Annotated in this window: 13 protein-coding genes and 1 riboswitch; of the genes, 2 read left to right on the forward strand and 11 right to left on the reverse strand. The window is 65.8% G+C overall.

Annotation, left to right across the window (positions count from 1 at the left end; all coding sequences use genetic code 11):
* Positions 1-132: 132 nt before the first annotated feature.
* Positions 133-3687, reverse strand: coding sequence for an indolepyruvate ferredoxin oxidoreductase family protein (locus HGB41_RS13890; protein WP_171085327.1), 3555 nt, complete (start codon positions 3685-3687; stop codon positions 133-135).
* Between the two features lie 212 nt (positions 3688-3899).
* On the opposite strand from HGB41_RS13890, the gene HGB41_RS13895 reads away from it, so the two are divergent.
* Complete coding sequence (locus tag HGB41_RS13895; protein ID WP_091870301.1) at positions 3900-4415, forward strand: Lrp/AsnC family transcriptional regulator; 516 nt, start codon at positions 3900-3902, stop codon at positions 4413-4415.
* Positions 4416-4524: 109 nt separating this feature from the next.
* Here HGB41_RS13895 and HGB41_RS13900 read toward each other — a convergent pair whose 3' ends face one another.
* From HGB41_RS13900 to HGB41_RS13925, 6 genes are all read right to left on the reverse strand, one after another.
* Positions 4525-5169, reverse strand: coding sequence for a GNAT family N-acetyltransferase (locus tag HGB41_RS13900; RefSeq protein WP_171085329.1), 645 nt, complete (start codon positions 5167-5169; stop codon positions 4525-4527).
* 77 nt (positions 5170-5246) lie between these two features.
* Positions 5247-6779, reverse strand: coding sequence for a diguanylate cyclase (locus tag HGB41_RS13905; RefSeq protein WP_171085334.1), 1533 nt, complete (start codon positions 6777-6779; stop codon positions 5247-5249).
* Positions 6780-6878: 99 nt separating this feature from the next.
* Positions 6879-8117 carry a multifunctional CCA addition/repair protein gene (locus HGB41_RS13910; RefSeq protein WP_171085336.1) on the reverse strand — a complete coding sequence of 413 codons (1239 nt, stop codon included), beginning with the start codon at positions 8115-8117 and terminating at the stop codon, positions 6879-6881.
* 2 nt (positions 8118-8119) lie between these two features.
* Entirely contained in the window at positions 8120-8839 is a 720-nt protein-coding gene (locus HGB41_RS13915; RefSeq protein ID WP_171085337.1) for a glutathione S-transferase family protein, read from the reverse strand.
* Positions 8840-8882: 43 nt separating this feature from the next.
* Positions 8883-9845, reverse strand: coding sequence for a complex I NDUFA9 subunit family protein (locus HGB41_RS13920; protein WP_171085339.1), 963 nt, complete (start codon positions 9843-9845; stop codon positions 8883-8885).
* 10 nt (positions 9846-9855) lie between these two features.
* A complete protein-coding gene (locus tag HGB41_RS13925) occupies positions 9856-11904 on the reverse strand; it encodes a lytic transglycosylase domain-containing protein (RefSeq protein WP_171085342.1) in 2049 nt (682 codons plus the stop codon).
* A gap of 32 nt (positions 11905-11936) precedes the next feature.
* On the opposite strand from HGB41_RS13925, the gene HGB41_RS13930 reads away from it, so the two are divergent.
* On the forward strand, positions 11937-12536 hold the full coding sequence (locus HGB41_RS13930; protein ID WP_171085344.1) for a 5-formyltetrahydrofolate cyclo-ligase: 600 nt from the start codon (positions 11937-11939) through the stop codon (positions 12534-12536).
* 143 nt (positions 12537-12679) lie between these two features.
* Here the strand turns inward: HGB41_RS13930 and metF are convergent, their stop codons facing one another.
* From metF to HGB41_RS13950, 4 genes are all read right to left on the reverse strand, one after another.
* Entirely contained in the window at positions 12680-13510 is an 831-nt protein-coding gene (gene metF / locus HGB41_RS13935; RefSeq protein ID WP_171085346.1) for a methylenetetrahydrofolate reductase [NAD(P)H], read from the reverse strand.
* Positions 13497-13853, reverse strand: a complete 357-nt coding sequence (locus HGB41_RS13940; RefSeq protein WP_171085348.1) for a phage holin family protein — start codon at positions 13851-13853, stop codon at positions 13497-13499. The genes metF and HGB41_RS13940 overlap by 14 nt, the downstream gene beginning before the upstream one ends.
* A gap of 101 nt (positions 13854-13954) precedes the next feature.
* Positions 13955-15367, reverse strand: coding sequence for an adenosylhomocysteinase (gene ahcY / locus HGB41_RS13945; RefSeq protein WP_171085350.1), 1413 nt, complete (start codon positions 15365-15367; stop codon positions 13955-13957).
* Between the two features lie 29 nt (positions 15368-15396).
* Positions 15397-15468, reverse strand: a riboswitch (S-adenosyl-L-homocysteine riboswitch).
* A 90-nt stretch (positions 15469-15558) separates the two neighbouring features.
* Entirely contained in the window at positions 15559-16941 is a 1383-nt protein-coding gene (locus HGB41_RS13950) for an ATP-binding protein (RefSeq protein ID WP_171085352.1), read from the reverse strand.
* Positions 16942-17153 lie beyond the last annotated feature (212 nt).

A 17153-nucleotide genomic window follows, 5' to 3' on the forward strand; every position in this document is an offset into this window, starting at 1 on the left:
TGCAACCAACTGTAACAGCCGGGGCTGAGGAACAACAAGAAATGCTAGAGGGAATATCAGCTTGATACGAACCGGCGGGCCGGCCATATCAAGCTGACATCAAGCTGATATCAAGCTGTCATCGAACGACGATCAGGCGGCGCGCGGTGCGGCGCCAAGCGGAGCGTGGAAGGCGGCCAGCAGCGCCGCTTCCTTCTGCTTGGCCGTCACCAGGTGGCGCTCCTTCACGTGGCCGTAGCCGCGGATGTCTTCCGGGATGCTGGCAATCGCCACCGCCTGCGCCAGGTTTTCAGGCGTGAGATTCGGCAGCAGCGCTTCGACCGTCTTGCGGTATTCACCGATCAGCGCACGCTCGGTGCGGCGCTCGGCGGTATAGCCGAAGATGTCGAACGGCGTACCGCGCAGGCCCTTGAGCTTGGCCAGTACACCGAAGGCGCCCATCATCCACGAACCGAATTCCTGCTTGATCGCGCGGCCTTCCTTGTCATGCCTGGCCAGCAGCGGCGGCGCCAGGTGGTACTTGATCTTGATGTCGCCTTCGAACATGTTGGCGATCTTTTCCTTGAAGGCCGGATCGGTATGCAGGCGGGCGACTTCGTACTCGTCCTTGTAGGCCATCAGCTTGTAGAAATAGCGCGCCACGGCTTCGGCCATGCGGGTGCCTTTGCCCAACTTCGCTTCTTCGGCGCGCACCTGGTCCACGAAGGCCTTGTACTGGGCGGCGTAGGCGGCGTTCTGGTAAGCGGTCAGCAGTTCGACACGGCGGGCAATCACGTCATCCAGGCTCTGTGTGCGCTTGAACTCGATGACCTGGGCCGGGGTGGTCAGCTTCTTGACCGAGGCCAGGTCGTGCGCCGCGGTGCGGCCCCAGTTGAAGGCAGCCTTATTGAACGGCACCGACACGCCATTGAGTTCGATCGCCTTCATCAGCGAGGATTCGAGCAGCGGCACATGGCCCTTCTGGAAAGCGTAACCCAGCATGAACATGTTGGTCGCGATCGAGTCGCCCATCAGGGCGGTGGCGATCTGGCCGGCGTCGACGAAGTCCACGTTCGATGCGCCGCAGGCCTGCAGGATGGCGCCGCGCGAGCCTTCGCCCGGGAACTGCCAGTCCGGGTTCTTCACGAAGGCGGCGGTGGTGGCGCCGGTCGAATTGACGGCAGCCCAGGTACGGCCTTCGCCCATGCGGCTCAGGGCATCGCGGCTGGCGGCGACGATCTGGTCGCAGCCGATCACGAGATCGGCGCTGCCGGTGCCGACGCGGGTCGAGTGCAGGTCCGACTGTTTTTCGGCCAGGCGCACGTGCGACATCACCGGGCCGCCCTTCTGGGCCAGGCCGGATTGGTCGAGCACGATCGCGCCCTTGCCTTCGACGTGGGCCGCCACGGCCAGGATCTGGCCGACGGTGACCACGCCGGTGCCGCCGACGCCGGCGACCAGGATGCCGAACGGCGCGGCGATCTGCGGGACGATTGGCTCAGGCAACACGGGCGGAGTGGCCTCGGAAGTCGCAGCCTTCTTCGGCTTCTTCAGGCCACCGCCTTCGACGGTCACAAAGCTCGGGCAGAAACCCGACACGCAAGAGAAGTCCTTGTTGCACGAGGACTGGTTGATCTGGCGCTTGCGGCCCAATTCCGTTTCCAGCGGTTCGACCGACAGGCAGTTCGACTGCACCGAGCAATCGCCGCAGCCTTCGCAGACCGCCTCGTTGATCACGGCGCGCTTGGCCGGGTCGGGGAACTCGCCTTTTTTCCGGCGGCGGCGCTTTTCCGACGCACAGGTCTGGTCGTAGATGACGGCGGTAACGCCCGGCAGTTCGCGCAGTTCGCGCTGCACGTCCATCAGGTCCGAACGGTGGCGCACGGTGACGCCCGGGGCCCAGGCGTAATCGTCCGGGTATTTTTCAGGTTCGTCGGTGACGACGATGATCGGGCCTACGCCTTCGGCGGCGATCTGGCGCGTGATCATGCCCGGATCGAGCGGTCCGTCGACGGTTTGGCCGCCGGTCATCGCGACCGCGTCGTTGTACAGGATCTTGTAGGTGATGTTCACCTTCGCGGCCACCGCTGCGCGGATCGCCAGGATGCCCGAGTGGAAATAGGTGCCGTCACCGAGGTTCACGAACACGTGTTTTTCACTCGTGAACGGCGACTGGCCGATCCAGGTCGTGCCTTCCGCGCCCATGTGGGTGAAGGTGGAGGTTTCGCGGTCCATCCATAGCACCATGTAATGGCAGCCGATGCCGGCCATGGCGCGCGAGCCTTCCGGCACCTTGGTCGAGCTGTTGTGCGGGCAGCCCGAGCAGAAATAAGGAATGCGGTCGGTTTCCGGATTCGCCTTGGCCGGGATGTTACGCAGCACCAGTTCCTTGGCTTCGAGGAAGGCGATGCGCTCTTTCACGCGCTGCTCGACCGGATGGCCGGCGCAGTAATGCGAGATGCGCGAGGCGATGGCGCGGGCAATTTGCGCCGGGTTCAGCTCGTAGGTGGCCGGCAGCAGCCAGTCGCCGTGGCCCATGCGGTCCTTGTTGCTCCACTCGCCGGTGTCGTCGAACTTGCCGACCACGCGCGGACGCTGGGCATCCGGCAGGTTGTACAGCGCTTCTTTCAGTGCGTATTCCATCACCTGGCGCTTTTCTTCGACCACCAGGATCTCGTCCAGGCCGCGCGCGAATTCGTGCACGCCTTCGGATTCGAGCGGCCAGGTCATGCCGACCTTGTACAGGCGCAGGCCGATGTCGCGGGCCGCCTGCTCGTCGATGCCGAGGTCGGCCAGCGCCTGGCGCGTGTCGACATAGCTCTTGCCGGCGGTGATGATGCCGATCTTGGCCTGCGGGGCGTCCCAGATGATCTTGTTGAGCTTGTTGGCGCGGGCGTAGGCTAGAGCCGCATACCACTTGAAGTTGCTCATGCGGACTTCCTGGTCCAGCACGGCGTCTGGCCAGCGGATGTTCAGGCCGCCCTGCGGGACTTCGAAATCGGTCGGTAGCGCAATCTGCACGCGGTCCGGGTCGAGGTCGACCACGGCGCCGGATTCGATGATGTCGGTAACGCATTTCATCGACACCCACAGGCCGGTGTAGCGGCTCATGGCCCAGGCGTGCAGGCCGTAGTCGATGTATTCCTGCACCGACGACGGATACAGCACCGGGATGCCGCAGTGGGTCAGGATGTGGTCGGACTGGTGCGCGGTGGACGAGGATTTCGCCGCATGGTCGTCGCCAGCCAGCACCAGCACGCCGCCGTTCTTGGCCGAACCTGCGTTATTGCCGTGTTTAAACACGTCGCCGCAACGGTCCACGCCCGGGCCCTTGCCGTACCACATGGCAAACACGCCGTCGTACAGCGCGTCCTTGTAGAGGTTGGTCTGCTGGGTGCCCCAGACGGCGGTCGCCGCCAGGTCTTCGTTCATGCCCGGGTGGAATTTGACGTGGTGGGCGTCGAGGTGCTTCTTCGCCTTCATCGCGGTCTGGTCGACGGCGGTGACCGGCGAGCCGCGGTAGCCGGTGATGTAGCCGGCGGTGTTCAGGCCAGCTTTCAGGTCGCGCTCGCGCTGCAGCATCGGCAGGCGGATCAGGGCCTGGGTGCCGGTCATGAAGGCACGGCCGCGCTCGAGCGTCCACTTGTCGTCCAGGGTGATGTCGTGCTGCGGCTGCGCAAAATTGGCGCGGTCGAGGGGTGCGTTCATGCGGTGTCTCCGTATTTTTTCGCTAGGGGCTTCAGGACGCGGGCCGAGGACTCTTGGTGGTCGTCATGGCACGCGCGGCTGGGCTGGGCCAGCCTCCTCCCGTATGGCGCACAGTATAGTCCTGCCCTTCCGGCATTAAATTCCAAACAATTCACCCCGCCAGATGATTTGCGCAATAAAATTGCCGGGTTCGCGAATTCACCGAGGAAATCATGTCAAAAATCGAGCTCGACAAGACCGACCGCAAAATCCTGGCGGTCCTGCAGTCGGACGGACGGCTGTCCAACCAGGACGTGGCCGAGCGCGTCAACCTGTCGCCCTCGCCCTGCCTGCGCCGCATCAAGCGCCTGGAAGAGGCTGGCGTGATCCGCCAGTACGTGGCGCTGGTCGACCCGGACAAGATCGGCCTCGGCCTGCTGGCCTATGTGAACGTGCGGCTGGAAAAGCACAGCGAAGTGGCGGGTGGCGCGCGCGGCACGCCGGGCCTGCCGGCGACCTCGCCACGCAACGATTTCGCGGTGTCGGTGGGCACCTGGCCGGAAGTGGTGGCCTGCTATGCGATGACCGGGGAGATGGACTTCCTGCTGCGGGTGCACGTCGAAGACATGGACCACTTCTCGCGCTTCATGATGGGGACGCTGCTCAAGCATCCGGCGGTGCTGGATGTGAAGTCGAGCTTTGCCTTGCAGAGGATTAAGGAGACCACGGCGCTGCCAGTCGTCGGATGATGTCGTAGGGTGGGCGGGTCTCCCGCCCGCGCGTTCAAATCACGGTGATTCTGCCTGCGCGGCTCCTCAAATCCCAACTATCACCGCGTGGGCGGCGAAGCCGCCCACGCTACTTGGAAAACCACTTCGCCGCCGCCCTCGCATTGGCCTTGAAGTTGTAATCAATCACCGCCCACTGCTCTTCCAGCGCCTCGGCCATCACGCTGCCAGGGCTGGGCGGCGGGATCTGCAAATAGGCATCGGCCTCGCCGAACTCGCGCTTGATCTGCATGCCCGCCTTGCGGGCGATATGCATCATGGTCTGGTTCGAGGACAGGCATTGCATGTACAGGGTGTCCACGTCCGAGTTGCGGCAGTGGATCGCGGCGCGGTCGAACAGGCGCGAGCCGACGCCCTTGCCCCTGGCCGATGCCGACACCGATACCCCGAGCTCGGCCACGCGTTCCTTGGTGGTCGGCTTGCCGTCGTCGGCTTTCGCGAAGGCCAGGTGGCCGACGCCGACCAGCTGGAAGACGCGGTTCACCACGCCGAACACGATGTCGCGCTTGAAGTCGAGCTTGGCCACATAGGCGGCGATGGCGTCGTCCGGAATCATGCTGCCGAAGCGCAGCAGGCGGTCGTTCGGGTTGAGCGCGAGGAAATGGCGCAGGATGCGGCGGCGGTCGCGCTCGCTTAGTTCCTTGACGAGCACGGTTGGCCGGCCGGGCTGGCCCTTGAGGCCGCGCAGCCAGCGACCCAACGGAGTGTCCAGCATGGTGAGTCCTTTTTTTGTGCAGTGCAACAATACCGCGATTGTAGCGGATTCTCTAGCTGCACGCCGAACCCGGCCTTCTAGCCGGGCGTCCTCCACTGTGCCGACGGGCTGACGAGGAACACGCCCTTGCCCGAGGCCTTGGCCTCGTACATGGCTTTGTCGGCTTCGGCCAGCAGCGCCGCCGAGCCGCGCGCGGCGCCGGCATGGCCGCGGGCGCTGGAAATGCCGATACTGGCCGAGATCGTTACCGGATGCCCATCGGCCTCGGTCACCGAGCGGATCTGGTCGAGCGCCAGCTGGGCCACGCGCAGCGCGCCTTCGCGCGAGGTGACTTCTTCGAGCATGATGACGAATTCGTCGCCGCCGAGCCGCGCCAGCGCATCCTCGGCGCGCAGCTTCGCCTCGACGCGGCGCGCCACCATCTGCAGCACCAGGTCGCCGGTGGCATGGCCCCAGGTGTCGTTGACCGCCTTGAAGCCGTCGAGGTCGATGAACATGATGACCACCACCGAATCGCGCCGGTTGGCGCGCGCCAGCGCCCTCTCCAGCAGGCGGGTCAGCTGGCGGTAGTTGATCAGGCCGGTCAGGCTGTCGTGCTGGGCCAGGCGTTCGAGCTGCTTCGACTGCGACTCGAGTTCGGCGGTACGTTCGGCCACGCGGTGCTCGAGGTTCTCGTTGGCGGCCTGCAGCCGGTGGTTGACCTCGCCGATGATGCGGTAGCTGCGCCGCAGCCGCACCGCCGCATACACCAGCAGCACCAGCAGCAGGCTCGAATACACGAACAGGAAGCTGCGGTAGCGCTCGCGTTCGAGCAGCACGGTGTCGAACGAGCGGTCGAACTCGCGTCCCAGGCGGTCGAGCGCGGCGCCGGTGGCGGTGGCGGCGATCTGCGCTTCCAGCCGGTTTTCCAGCGGCCGCTTCTCCAGGATGGTGCGCGCGGCCTTGATCAGGGCACCCATCTTCTCGACCACTGCCGGCGAGAACGCGATCTGCTGGGCCGCGATGTCGCCCAGGATCTCCTCGATGCGCGCCGCCAGCACCGGCGACGAGGCGCCGTTATAGCGCAGGATCTCGGTCAGCAGGGCATTGAGCGAGGCGTCGAGCCGCACCACGATCTGGGCCGGCACCAGCGCGCCTTCGATGCCGCCCAGTTCGGTCTTGAGGTCGGCCACGGCCGGCGGCAGGAACAGCAGGGCCTCGCGCAGCGGCGGGTTGTGGCGGGCGAACTGGCCGGCCAGCAGTTCCTTGCGCTGTATCGCGTCGCGCAGCTGGATATAGGCGGCGTCGAGCGTGGGACTGGACGCCTCCGGCACCGCTTCGCCGAGGCGCGTGACCAGGTCGCGCATGCGCGGCAGCCCGGTCGTCAGCTGCGGGGCTGCCGGGGCGCGGCCGATGTGGGCGCGCAGGATGTTGGCATCCCATTCGGCGTCGAGCTTTTCCAGCTCGCGCAGGTTGAGCATGACGTGGTTGCGGATTTCGGGATCGGCCGTTTCGGACCGGACATACAGGAAGGCGAGCACCAAGGCGAGCACCAGTACCACCAGGCCGCCGACTTGCAGGCGGCGGCGCAGGCTCAAGCTCGCTACGCGCTGCGCCAGCACGGCTACCATTTCTCCTCCGTTACTTCAGGTGTTATGCCCAGAGGATAACGCATGCTTGCGGATCAGTCGCGCACCCCAGTCGAGCGATCCCGTTGTGATCAGTCATGCTCAGTCGCGCAGGTCGCGCAGGGCCGCCTTGACCGCCGACACCCGGGCCGCGTGCACCGCCTCGGGAATCTTCGCGCGGTCTTCAGCAAAGCGCGCCGCGACCTCGCCCGCATTCACGGCGCGCGCCGCGCCCAGGGCCTGCAGCAGGTGCGACCGCTGCGGATAGTCGCGGTGGCGCAGCGGGTGATCGGCGTGGCCGCGGCCGCGCGCATCGCACTCGGCGGCCAGCAGCATCTGGGCGAAGCGCTCCGGCTTGCGGAAGGCGTCGCAGCGCTCGAACAGGGTCACGATAGTGTTGGCGCGCAGTTCCACCGCGCGGCTGACGTTGCCGTGCTCGCGCGCCGTCATCAGGGCCAGGTCGCGGCATTCATTGGGCACCTTCAGGCGCTTGCACACTTCGGCCAGCAGCTTCACGCCCTCGCCTTCGTGGCCGTGGTGGGATGGCCATTGGCTTGGGGGCGTGAGGCCCTTGCCGAGGTCGTGCATCAAGGCCGCGAAGCGTACTTCGAGCGGGCAGCCCTGGGCAGCCGCATAGTCGATCACCAGCATGACGTGCACGCCGGTGTCGACTTCCGGATGGGGCGCCGGGGGTTGCGGCACGCCCCACAGGACATCGAGTTCGGGCAGGATGCGGCCCAATGCCCCGCAATCGCGCAGCACGTCGAACATGCGCGAAGGCCGTTCTTCCATCAGGCCGCGCGCCAGCTCCTGCCAGACCCGCTCCGCCACCAGGGCGTCGACCTCCCCCGCCTCGACCATGCTGCGCATCAGCGCATTGGTGGAATCGTGCACCGCAAAATCGGGGAAGCGCGCGGCGAAGCGCGCCAGGCGCAGGATGCGCACCGGGTCTTCGGCAAAAGCCGCCGACACGTGGCGGAAAATGCGAGCCTGCAGGTCGGCCTGCCCGTTGTGCGGATCGACGATGCTGCCATCGTCGGCGCGCGCCATCGCATTGATGGTGAGGTCGCGCCGCACCAGGTCTTCTTCCAGCGTGACCTCGGGCGCCGTGTGGAACACGAAGCCGTGGTAGCCGGGCGCGGTCTTGCGCTCGGTGCGGGCCAGCGCGTATTCCTCGTGCGTTTGCGGGTGCAGGAAGACCGGGAAATCCTTGCCGACCGGGCGGAAGCCCTGCGCCACCATCTGTTCCGGCGTGGCGCCGACCACCACGTGGTCACGGTCGGTGACGGGGCGCCCGAGCAGCTCGTCGCGCACGGCGCCGCCTACGACATAACTACGCAACTTCACTCCTGCGGCAGGTCGAGGTCGTGCTGCGGGGTCGCATCGCTTTCCCTCATCGCCTCGTCGACCCAGCGCGCCACCGCCGGATGGGCCAGCACGCGCTCGCAATAGGCCTGCAGCGCCGGCGCCAGCGCCACGCCGTAGGTTTTGAAGCGGCAGACCACCGGTGCGTAGAAGGCGTCGGCGATCGAGAACTCGCCGAACAGGAAGCGGTGGTGGCCGAAGCGCGACAGGCAGTCTTCCCAGATCTCGCAGATGCGGCCGATGTCGGCCTGGGCGCCCGGCGTGCGGCCGCGGCCAGGCAGGCGCGCCTGGATGTTCATCGACATGGCGTTGCGCAACTCGCCAAAGCCCGAATGCATCTCGGCCACGATCGAGCGCGCCATCGCGCGTGCGGCGACGTCCTGCGGCCACATGTGCTTTTCCTGGAACTGCTCGGCCAGGTATTCGGTGATCGCCAGGCTGTCCCAGATCGTGATCTCGCCCGCCAGCAGCACCGGCACCCGGCCAGCGTGCGAGTAGCGCGCGATGTTGGCCGAGGTGTCCGGCTTGTCGAGCAAGACACGCACTTCGGTGAACGGGATCCCGAAGGCCACCGCCGCCACCCACGGCCGCATCGACCACGACGACACGTTCTTGTTGCCGATGACGAGGGTCAGGCCTGGCTGGCGGGCCTGCTCGAGGGTGGTGGACAGGGTCGGGTCGAGGTCGATGGTCTGCATGGTTTCCTGTGGTCGAAGCGATGTTGAAAGCCGTGCACGGGCATTAGCGCCCGGCGCGCATACGATAATCATCGAGGTCCTTGCCTTTGGCCAGGTAGTGCGGCGCGGCGGCCTCGATCGATGTGAGCTTGATTCCCAGCGCCTCGGCTGTCAAGACTCCTGTTTGCTTTTCGACCACATTGTCGGTTTTCATCGAATCGAGGTTGTCGCGGCTGATGACCGGGTCGCCCGGCAGCAGCTCGAACACCCGCGCCTGCGCGCGCGCCACCCAGTCGGGCAAGCCAAGTACGTGGCGCTCGTGGCCGGCGAAGCGCCCGGCCAGCCGCACGAGTTCGGCCAGGGTATAGACCTGGGGGCCGCCCAGCTCGATGATGGCGCCGCTCGTGTGCGGGTCACTCAAGCAGCGAGAAAACGCGGCGGCGACGTCGCCCACGTAGACAGGCTGGAAGCGCGCGCCGCTGCCGGCCAGCGGCACCAGCGGCAGATAGCGCTGGAGCGCCGCGAACATGGTCAGGAAATGGTCGCCCGGGCCGAACACGACGGAGGGCCGGAAGATGGTGGCCGCTACCTGCGGCTGGCTGCGCGCGGCCAGCTCGCCGTCGCCCTTGGAACGCTGGTACATCGAGGGGCCGGCGCTGTTCGCGCCCAGGGCGCTCATGTGCAGGTAGCGCGGCACGCCCACTTCCGCGCAGGCGGCGGCGATGCGGCGCGGCAGGTCGACGTGCAGCTTGCGAAAACCAGGGCCGTAAGGGGTGCCGTGGCCGCCGTGCAGCACCCCGACCAGGTTGATCGCCGCATCGCGCCCGGCCAGCAGCCGGCGCAGGGTGGCGTCGTCGTGGATGTCGGCCACTTCCAGGTCGAGATAGGGCAAGGTGGTCAGGTGCTTGGCGCTTTCGTAGTGGCGCGTGGGCACCAGCATGTTGACGCCGTCTTCAGCCAGGCGCGCCAGCAAATGTCCGCCGATGAAGCCGGTGGCGCCGAATACCACCACGTTCAGGTCGCGCATGGTCGTTCCTTCAGGGGAGAATGGATGCGCGCTCTCGCGGTTGTACGTAGCCCAGGCGCGCTTTGAGGGACTGCGGTTTTTGCTCGAACACGGCGGCGTAGTTGGTGGCATTGGCCATCACGTTGCGCACATAGCCGCGGGTTTCCGAGAACGGGATGCTTTCGACGAACACCGCGCCTTCCATCGGCTGCTCGAGCAGGCCGCGCCAGGTACGCGCACGCGAAGGCCCGGCATTGTAGGCGGCGGTGGCCAGGATCTGGTTGCCGTCGAAATTCCCCAGCACCATGTTCATGTAGTTGGCGCCGAGCGTGATGTTGGTGCGCAGGTCGTTGAGCATGCCGTGTACGAAGTTGTCCATGCCAATCTTGGCCGCCACCCATTTGCCGGTGCTCGGCATCACCTGCATCAGGCCGGAAGCGCCGACGCCGGAGCGCGCATCGGTGATGAAGCGCGACTCCTGGCGGATCAGGCCATAGACCCAGGCTTTATCGAGGCCCAGGCCCTGCGCGGTCGGGTGCAGGACGTCCAGGTGCGGCGCCGGGAAACGCTGTGCGTAGTCGAGTTCGGTGCGCGTGCGCAGCGAGGTCTCGACCATACGGTCGAGCAGATCGTTGCGGCGAGCGAGTTCGCCGGCGGCCAGCAACTGACGTTCAGACATGCTGCGCAGCGCCCAGTTCCATTCACGGTTGCCTTCCGCGCGCAGGCGCAAACCGTAGAACTTCAGTGCGCGCTGCAGGCTCGGGTTGGCGCTCACCGAGGCCAGCTCATCGACACTGACGGGCTGGGCCGGTGGAGGCGCCGCGACCTGGCGACCGAGCTCTTCCATGGCGAGCTGGCCATAGAAATGGTGGGGGACCGCGATCCGCTCGAACAGCGCGGTCGCTTCCAGCATCTTGCCCTCGTGCTTGTCGGCCCGACCCAGCCAGTAGACCCAGGCGCCATCGGCGCGCAGCCAGGCCGGCATCGCCTCGATGGTGGCGCGCACGGTCTTCCAGTCGCCGCGGCGCAGGGCGATGCGGGTCTTCCACTGCAATTGCTCGCTGGTGAGCGGCACCCCGTTGGCACGCTGCCAGTAAAGGGCGGCGTCGGGCGACAGCACGATCGAGGCGGCGTGCGCAATGCCGGCCCAGCCGATCGCGCGTTCGTCAACGCTCAGGTTCGGGCTGTTCTTTTCCAGGGCGACCGTGGCCAGTTTCAGGCTGGTGCGCGCCATGCGGCCCAGGGCCACCAGGTAGATGGCGCGTTCGGCGCGGGTGCTGCCGATGCCGCGCGCCATGGCCACCGCCGGCACGTCCACCGCCTGGGCGGCGCGGGTGTCGGAGGCGCCCAGCAGGCTTGCCGTGCGGCGTGCCGGTCCGGTGGCATCGGCTTCGCCGGCGATGCGCAACTGCCACAGCAGGTCGTCCTGGCTGAACTGGCCGCCCTGGTATAACTGGGCGATCAGGGCGGCGCAGGCTTCGCCGTAGTTGTCGGGGTTGAGCAGCAGCGCGCGGGCGTCAGGCGCCACCTGCTCGCCGCGGCCGGCGCGCGCCAGCAAGGCATAGCAGCGGATCTGCAGCTCGCCGTTGCTGCCAAGCTGGCCCAGTTCGCGTTCGAAACCGGCCCAGTCGCGGCGCCGGCCCATCTCGAGCAGCCAGTCGCTGCGCAGGCGGTCGGCCACCGCGCTGCCTTCGTGGCGGCGCAGCACCTCGCGGATTTCCTCGGCCGTGGCGTCGCGCAGTCGGGGTTTCAGACGATAATAGTCGACGTAGGACGCCAACAGGTAGTTCGGCAGGCGCGAAGCCAGGGCATTGGTGCGCGCCGCATCGTCCTGGCGCGCCGCTTCGCGCAGCAGCAGGAAGGTGTCGTCGTCGGCCCGGGTATCCGGGGCGCCGTTGACCACGCCGGGGACGGCGGGTGCGCCGGCAGGCACAGGGGGGGCGGTTTGCGTAGCTTGCCCGGCTTGGGTGGCATCAGGCGCGGGCCGGGCGTGGACTGTGCCGAAAGGAAGCGTCCACGAAGCAAACACAAGGGCAAGGGCTGCCGGCAGTGAGCCGGCTGTCGATCTCGATTGAAACATCCACTACTCTCACTCTACGCTGCATATAAACCATGACCGGCGATTCAAGAATACCACGCGCCTCTGCGCTCCTGCCAGAGGCTGGCGCAAGCGCAACAGCGGACAAAGCGCTGCTGCGCCGCACGCTCAAGGACAGGCGCCGTGCTATTGCGCTTGACGTCAAACGCGCCTGGGACGACCGCATCGGCGCGCAGGTGCTGGCATGGTGGCGGGCCAACCCCTCCGGCTCGCTGGCAGTGTACTGGCCGCTGGCGGGCGAACCGGACTTGCGTCCAGCCTACGCGGAATTGGCCGAGGAAGGCGTACGGCTGGCCTTGCCTGTTGTGGTGGCACGCGATGCGGCGCTGGGGTTTGCGCAATGGGTGCCCGGCGAGGCGACCGTGGCCGATAGCATGGGGGTGGCGGTGCCGGCGGAGTTAAGGATGGTGGGGCGGCCGGAGGCCTTGCTGGTTCCGTGCCTGGGGTTTGATGCGCAGGGGTATCGGCTGGGGTATGGCGGGGGGTTTTATGACCGGACGCTGGCGGAAGAGCCGCGGCCACGGACGCTGGGGATTGCGTACTCTTGCCAGCTGGTGGAATTTGATCTGAATGAATATGACATCCCGTTAGGGGAGATCATTACGGAATCGTAGGGTGGGCAAGTTCCTTGCCCACGCGGTCAGCCAGCACTTAATCTGCCGCTCCGGCATTTCTTGCGCTAACTATCACCGCGTGGGCGGGAAACCCGCCCACCCTACGGACCGTGGCAGAATCAGCGCCGCGGCCCTAGCTTCCGTTACTTCACCAGCCTCTGCCAGATCGCCGTGGTCGCCACCGCCTGGTTCATGCTGTAGAAATGCAGCCCCGGCGCGCCGCCGGCCAGCAGGCGTTCGCACAGGCTTGTGACCACATCCAGCCCGAACGCCTTGATCGAGGCCGAATCGTCGCCGAAGCTCGCAAGCTTCACGCGCACCCAGCGCGGGATCTCGGCGCCGCACATGTCCGAGAAGCGCATCAGCTGCGTATAGTTCGTGATCGGCATGATGCCCGCCACGATCGGCACGTCGAGGCCCAGTTTGCGCGCGTTGTCGACGAACTGGAAATAGGCGTCCGCATTGTAGAAATACTGCGTGATCGCGGCATTCGCACCGGCCTGGATCTTGCGCGCGAAGGCTTGCAAATCGTCTTGCGGCGAGCGCGCCTGCGGGTGCATTTCCGGGTAGGCCGCCACTTCGATGTGGAACCAGTCGCCGGTTTCCTTGCGGATGAACTCGACCAGCTCGTTAGCGTAGCGGAACTCGCCGGCGCCGCCATAGCCGCTCGGCAGGTCGCCGCGCAGGGCGACAAGGCGGCGGATGCCGGCGTCCTGGAATTGCTGCAGGATGGCGCGCAGCGAGTCGCGGGTGCCGCCGACGCAGGACAGGTGCGGCGCCGCCTCGTAGCCTTCGGATTTGATCTCGAGCACGGTCTGCAGCGTGCCCTGCTGGGTGGTGCCGCCGGCGCCGAAGGTCACCGAGAAATACTTCGGCGCCAAGAGCGCCAGCTTCTGGCGCACCGCGCGCAGCTTGTCCGCGCCTTCGTCGGTCTTGGGCGGGAAGAACTCGATACTGAAATTATGCGTTTCCATCTTTATCTCTGAGGAGCAAGGTAGCGAGCGCCCACGAAATGATGCTGTACAGAATGGCGGCGATGAAGGCCGATCCGAAACCGCCGACGTCGAAGCCGTCGATATAGCGCGCAACCACCCAGAACAGGAAAGCATTGATGACGAGGATGAACAGCCCGAGCGAGATCACGGTCACCGGCAAGGTGAGGATGACCAGGACCGGGCGGATCAGGGTATTGACCAGCCCGAGCACGAGCGCGGCGATCAGCGCGGTCGTGAAATTCGACATCGAAACGGAAGACATCAGGTAAGGCAGGGCCATCAGGGCCGCGGCATTGATCAGCCAGGTAACGAGCAGGCGCATTGCATCGACTTTCGTGGGTCGCGGGCGCATCCACTTGGAAACGCCCGGCTATTGAAAAAACGGGCGCTGTAACAACAGCGCCCGTGTCAGTCAGCTACCGATTAATAGCGGTAGTGGTCCGGTTTGTACGGGCCGGCCTGGCTCACCGAGATGTAGGCAGCCTGCTCTTCGGTCAGTTCGGTCAGTTGCGCATTGAGCTTCTTCAGCTGCAGGCGCGCGACCTTCTCGTCCAGGTGCTTCGGCAGCGTGTACACGCCGACCGGGTACTGGGCGGTGTTGGCGAACAGCTCGATCTGGGCGATGGTCTGGTTCGCGAACGACGAGCTCATCACGTACGACGGGTGGCCGGTACCGCAGCCCAGGTTCACCAGGCGGCCTTCGGCCAGCAGGATGATGCGCTTGCCATCAGGGAAGATGACGTGGTCGACCTGCGGCTTGATGTTGTCCCACTCGTATTTCTTGAGCGCGGCGACTTCGATTTCGTTGTCGAAGTGGCCGATGTTGCAGACGATGGCCTGGTCTTTCATCTTGAGCATGTGCTGCTCGGTGATGACGTGGTAGTTGCCGGTGCAGGTAACAAAAATGTCGCCGTGTTCCGCAGCGTAATCCATGGTCACGACGCGGTAGCCTTCCATCGCCGCCTGCAGTGCGCAGATCGGGTCGATTTCGGTAACCCACACTTGTGCCGACAGCGCGCGCATGGCCTGGGCCGAGCCCTTGCCCACGTCGCCATAGCCGGCGATCACGGCAACCTTACCGGCGATCATGACGTCGGTGGCGCGCTTGATGCCGTCGACCAGCGATTCACGGCAACCGTACAGGTTGTCGAACTTCGACTTGGTGACCGAATCGTTGACGTTGATGGCCGGGAAAGCCAGCTTGCCTTCGAGGTGCATCTGGTACAGGCGGTGCACGCCGGTGGTGGTTTCTTCGGTCACGCCCAGAATGCATGGCAGGCGCTTCGAGTACCAGGCCGGGTCACGCGCGAGGCGGCCCTTGATCGAGTTGAACAGGCAGATTTCTTCTTCCGAACCCGGCTTGTCCAGCACCGAGATGTCCTTCTCGGCGCGCACGCCCAGGTGCAGCAGCAGGGTGGCATCGCCGCCGTCGTCCAGGATCATGTTGGCGTGGTTGTCGCCCGGCCATTCGAAGATGCGGTGGGTGTATTCCCAGTACTCGTCCAGGGTCTCGCCCTTGACGGCGAACACCGGGGTGCCGACTGCGGCGATGGCGGCAGCAGCGTGGTCTTGCGTCGAGTAGATGTTGCACGATGCCCAGCGCACGTCGGCGCCGAGGGCTTCCAGGGTGCGGATCAGGACCGCGGTCTGGATGGTCATGTGCAGCGAACCGGCGATGCGCGCGCCTTTCAGCGGCTGGGCGGCGGCGTATTCCTCGCGGATGGCCATCAGGCCCGGCATTTCGGTTTCTGCAATACGGATTTCCTTCTCGCCCCAGGAAGCCAGGGAGATGTCGGCGATATGGAAGTCCTTGAGATCTTTGAGTACGGCGCTCATCACGCGCTCCTTTCAATGGTTGAAAAAAGTTAACGTGAGCGCGGTGTTGATATCCGAGCCTGGCGAAGAGGAATCTCTTCGTCGCAACGCTCCTCGGAATGAACTAGTTTACCACGAGTGCGGCAAGGATGCGATGGGTGCCGGCCTCTGCTGCCGGGGATGTACGTTCGTACAACGCAAGCGTTGGAAGCTCAGGTCGAGGCGCAGGCCGCAGTGCCGGCCTCCTGCAGGCGCGCCGCTTCGCGGGGCTGGGCCAGGGGCAGGCTGATGTCGAAGGTACTGCCGCGGCCGACGCCGTCGCTGGCCGCCCGCACCGAGCCGCCATGCAATTCAATCAGGCTCTTGACCAGGGCGAGTCCCAGGCCGAGGCCACCATGCTGGCGCTCCGACGAAGTCTCGGCCTGCACGTACAGGTCGAACAGGTGCGGCAGGAGCTCGGCGGCAATACCCTGGCCATTGTCGGCGACGCGCAGCGCGCAGCATACGCCTTGCTCTTCCAGCGTCAGCGCGATCCGGCCGCCCGGTCCGGTATACCGGATGGCATTGCCGAGCAGGTTGCCGATCACCTGCACCAGGCGGGTCGCGTCGCCTTCGACCCGGCACGGGACCGGCGGCAGGGCCAGCTCGACCCACTGGCCCTTGCGCTCGGCGGCCGGCATGATCTGTTCGATGGCAGCCGCCACCACGTCGCGCATGTCGACCTCGGTCTTGACGATGGAAATCAGGCCGCGGCTGACCCGCGAGACGTCGAGCAGGTCTTCCACCAGGCGGTTCATGTGGCCGACCTGCCGGCTGATCAACTCGCTCAGGCTGTGGGTCTGCGCAGGCGCATCCGGATTCTTCCTGAGCAGCTGGGCCGCCATCGACGCGGCCGACAGCGGGCCACGCAGCTCGTGGCTCAGCATCGACAGGAATTCGTTCTTCTGGCGGTCCGCGGACATCAGCGAGGCCGCTTGTTCGTTCAGCAGGCGATTGAGTTCCTCGACCCGCCCGTTAGTCTGCTCCAGGCGGCGCGAGACTTCGACCAGCTCGTCCTGGCGCTCCTGCAGCGCAGCCAGCGCATCGGCCAGCTCGCGGTTCTGGTGATGGGCTTCGGACAGCGCCACGTTGCTCGGCACGGAAACCCCGGCCACGCCTTCGGCGATCGTGGACGCCGACAATGCGCGAGCGTGCACCGGCATCAGCTTGGTCAGGACGATACGGGTCCCGGTACTGCCGGTAGTGATATCGCAGGTATCCATGAAGCGGCGCGCCGCCAGCAGCCCGCTGCCGGCCGACTGGTGCGTTTCGTCCGCACGCGCCAGCATGGCGTCGAGGCCTTCGATACCCTGGCCCTCATCCTCGATCACGACCATCAAGGCCTGGCGCCCCGTCGAGCCCAGCAGGGAGAACGCGACCTTGCCCTCGCCCACATAGCTGAACACATTGCGCGCGAGTTCGGACACCGCGCTGGCAATGCGTGCCTGGTCATGCGAACCGAAACCGCAACGGGCCGCGATCTGGCGTGCGCGCTGGCGCGAGGCGATGACGTCGACTTCGGTACCGATGAGGCTGGTGAGGATGGGGTGTTGCATGTGCCTTTCCGTCAAATGAAAATGGTGCACGACTGGATCAGCCGTGGCAGGCCAAATCGGCGCCGCCCGGGAATGTTTGATGCCGAGATGAAATAAACAAGTCCGACGGATTATGCAACAGACTCGGCAGCTTCGCTCGAGTCAATGAGGCAAATACCGGTGATGAACCACAATTTGCGCCGGCGGACACGCGATGACGTCGCCGGCTGGCA

This window comes from Telluria aromaticivorans (genome assembly GCF_013003915.1).
GTDB lineage: Bacteria > Pseudomonadota > Gammaproteobacteria > Burkholderiales > Burkholderiaceae_D > Telluria > Telluria aromaticivorans.

Coding starts and splice junctions, on each gene's coding strand:
- metF (WP_171085346.1), bottom strand. CDS start 13,510: ATGGAAACGCATAATTTCAGTATCGAGTTCTTCCCGCCCAAGACCGAC.
- HGB41_RS13900 (WP_171085329.1), bottom strand. CDS start 5,169: ATGCTGGACACTCCGTTGGGTCGCTGGCTGCGCGGCCTCAAGGGCCAG.
- HGB41_RS13930 (WP_171085344.1), top strand. CDS start 11,937: ATGACCGGCGATTCAAGAATACCACGCGCCTCTGCGCTCCTGCCAGAG.
- HGB41_RS13890 (WP_171085327.1), bottom strand. CDS start 3,687: ATGAACGCACCCCTCGACCGCGCCAATTTTGCGCAGCCGCAGCACGAC.
- HGB41_RS13925 (WP_171085342.1), bottom strand. CDS start 11,904: ATGTTTCAATCGAGATCGACAGCCGGCTCACTGCCGGCAGCCCTTGCC.
- HGB41_RS13920 (WP_171085339.1), bottom strand. CDS start 9,845: ATGCGCGACCTGAACGTGGTGGTATTCGGCGCCACCGGCTTCATCGGC.
- ahcY (WP_171085350.1), bottom strand. CDS start 15,367: ATGAGCGCCGTACTCAAAGATCTCAAGGACTTCCATATCGCCGACATC.
- HGB41_RS13905 (WP_171085334.1), bottom strand. CDS start 6,779: ATGGTAGCCGTGCTGGCGCAGCGCGTAGCGAGCTTGAGCCTGCGCCGC.
- HGB41_RS13895 (WP_091870301.1), top strand. CDS start 3,900: ATGTCAAAAATCGAGCTCGACAAGACCGACCGCAAAATCCTGGCGGTC.
- HGB41_RS13950 (WP_171085352.1), bottom strand. CDS start 16,941: ATGCAACACCCCATCCTCACCAGCCTCATCGGTACCGAAGTCGACGTC.
- HGB41_RS13940 (WP_171085348.1), bottom strand. CDS start 13,853: ATGCGCCTGCTCGTTACCTGGCTGATCAATGCCGCGGCCCTGATGGCC.
- HGB41_RS13915 (WP_171085337.1), bottom strand. CDS start 8,839: ATGCAGACCATCGACCTCGACCCGACCCTGTCCACCACCCTCGAGCAG.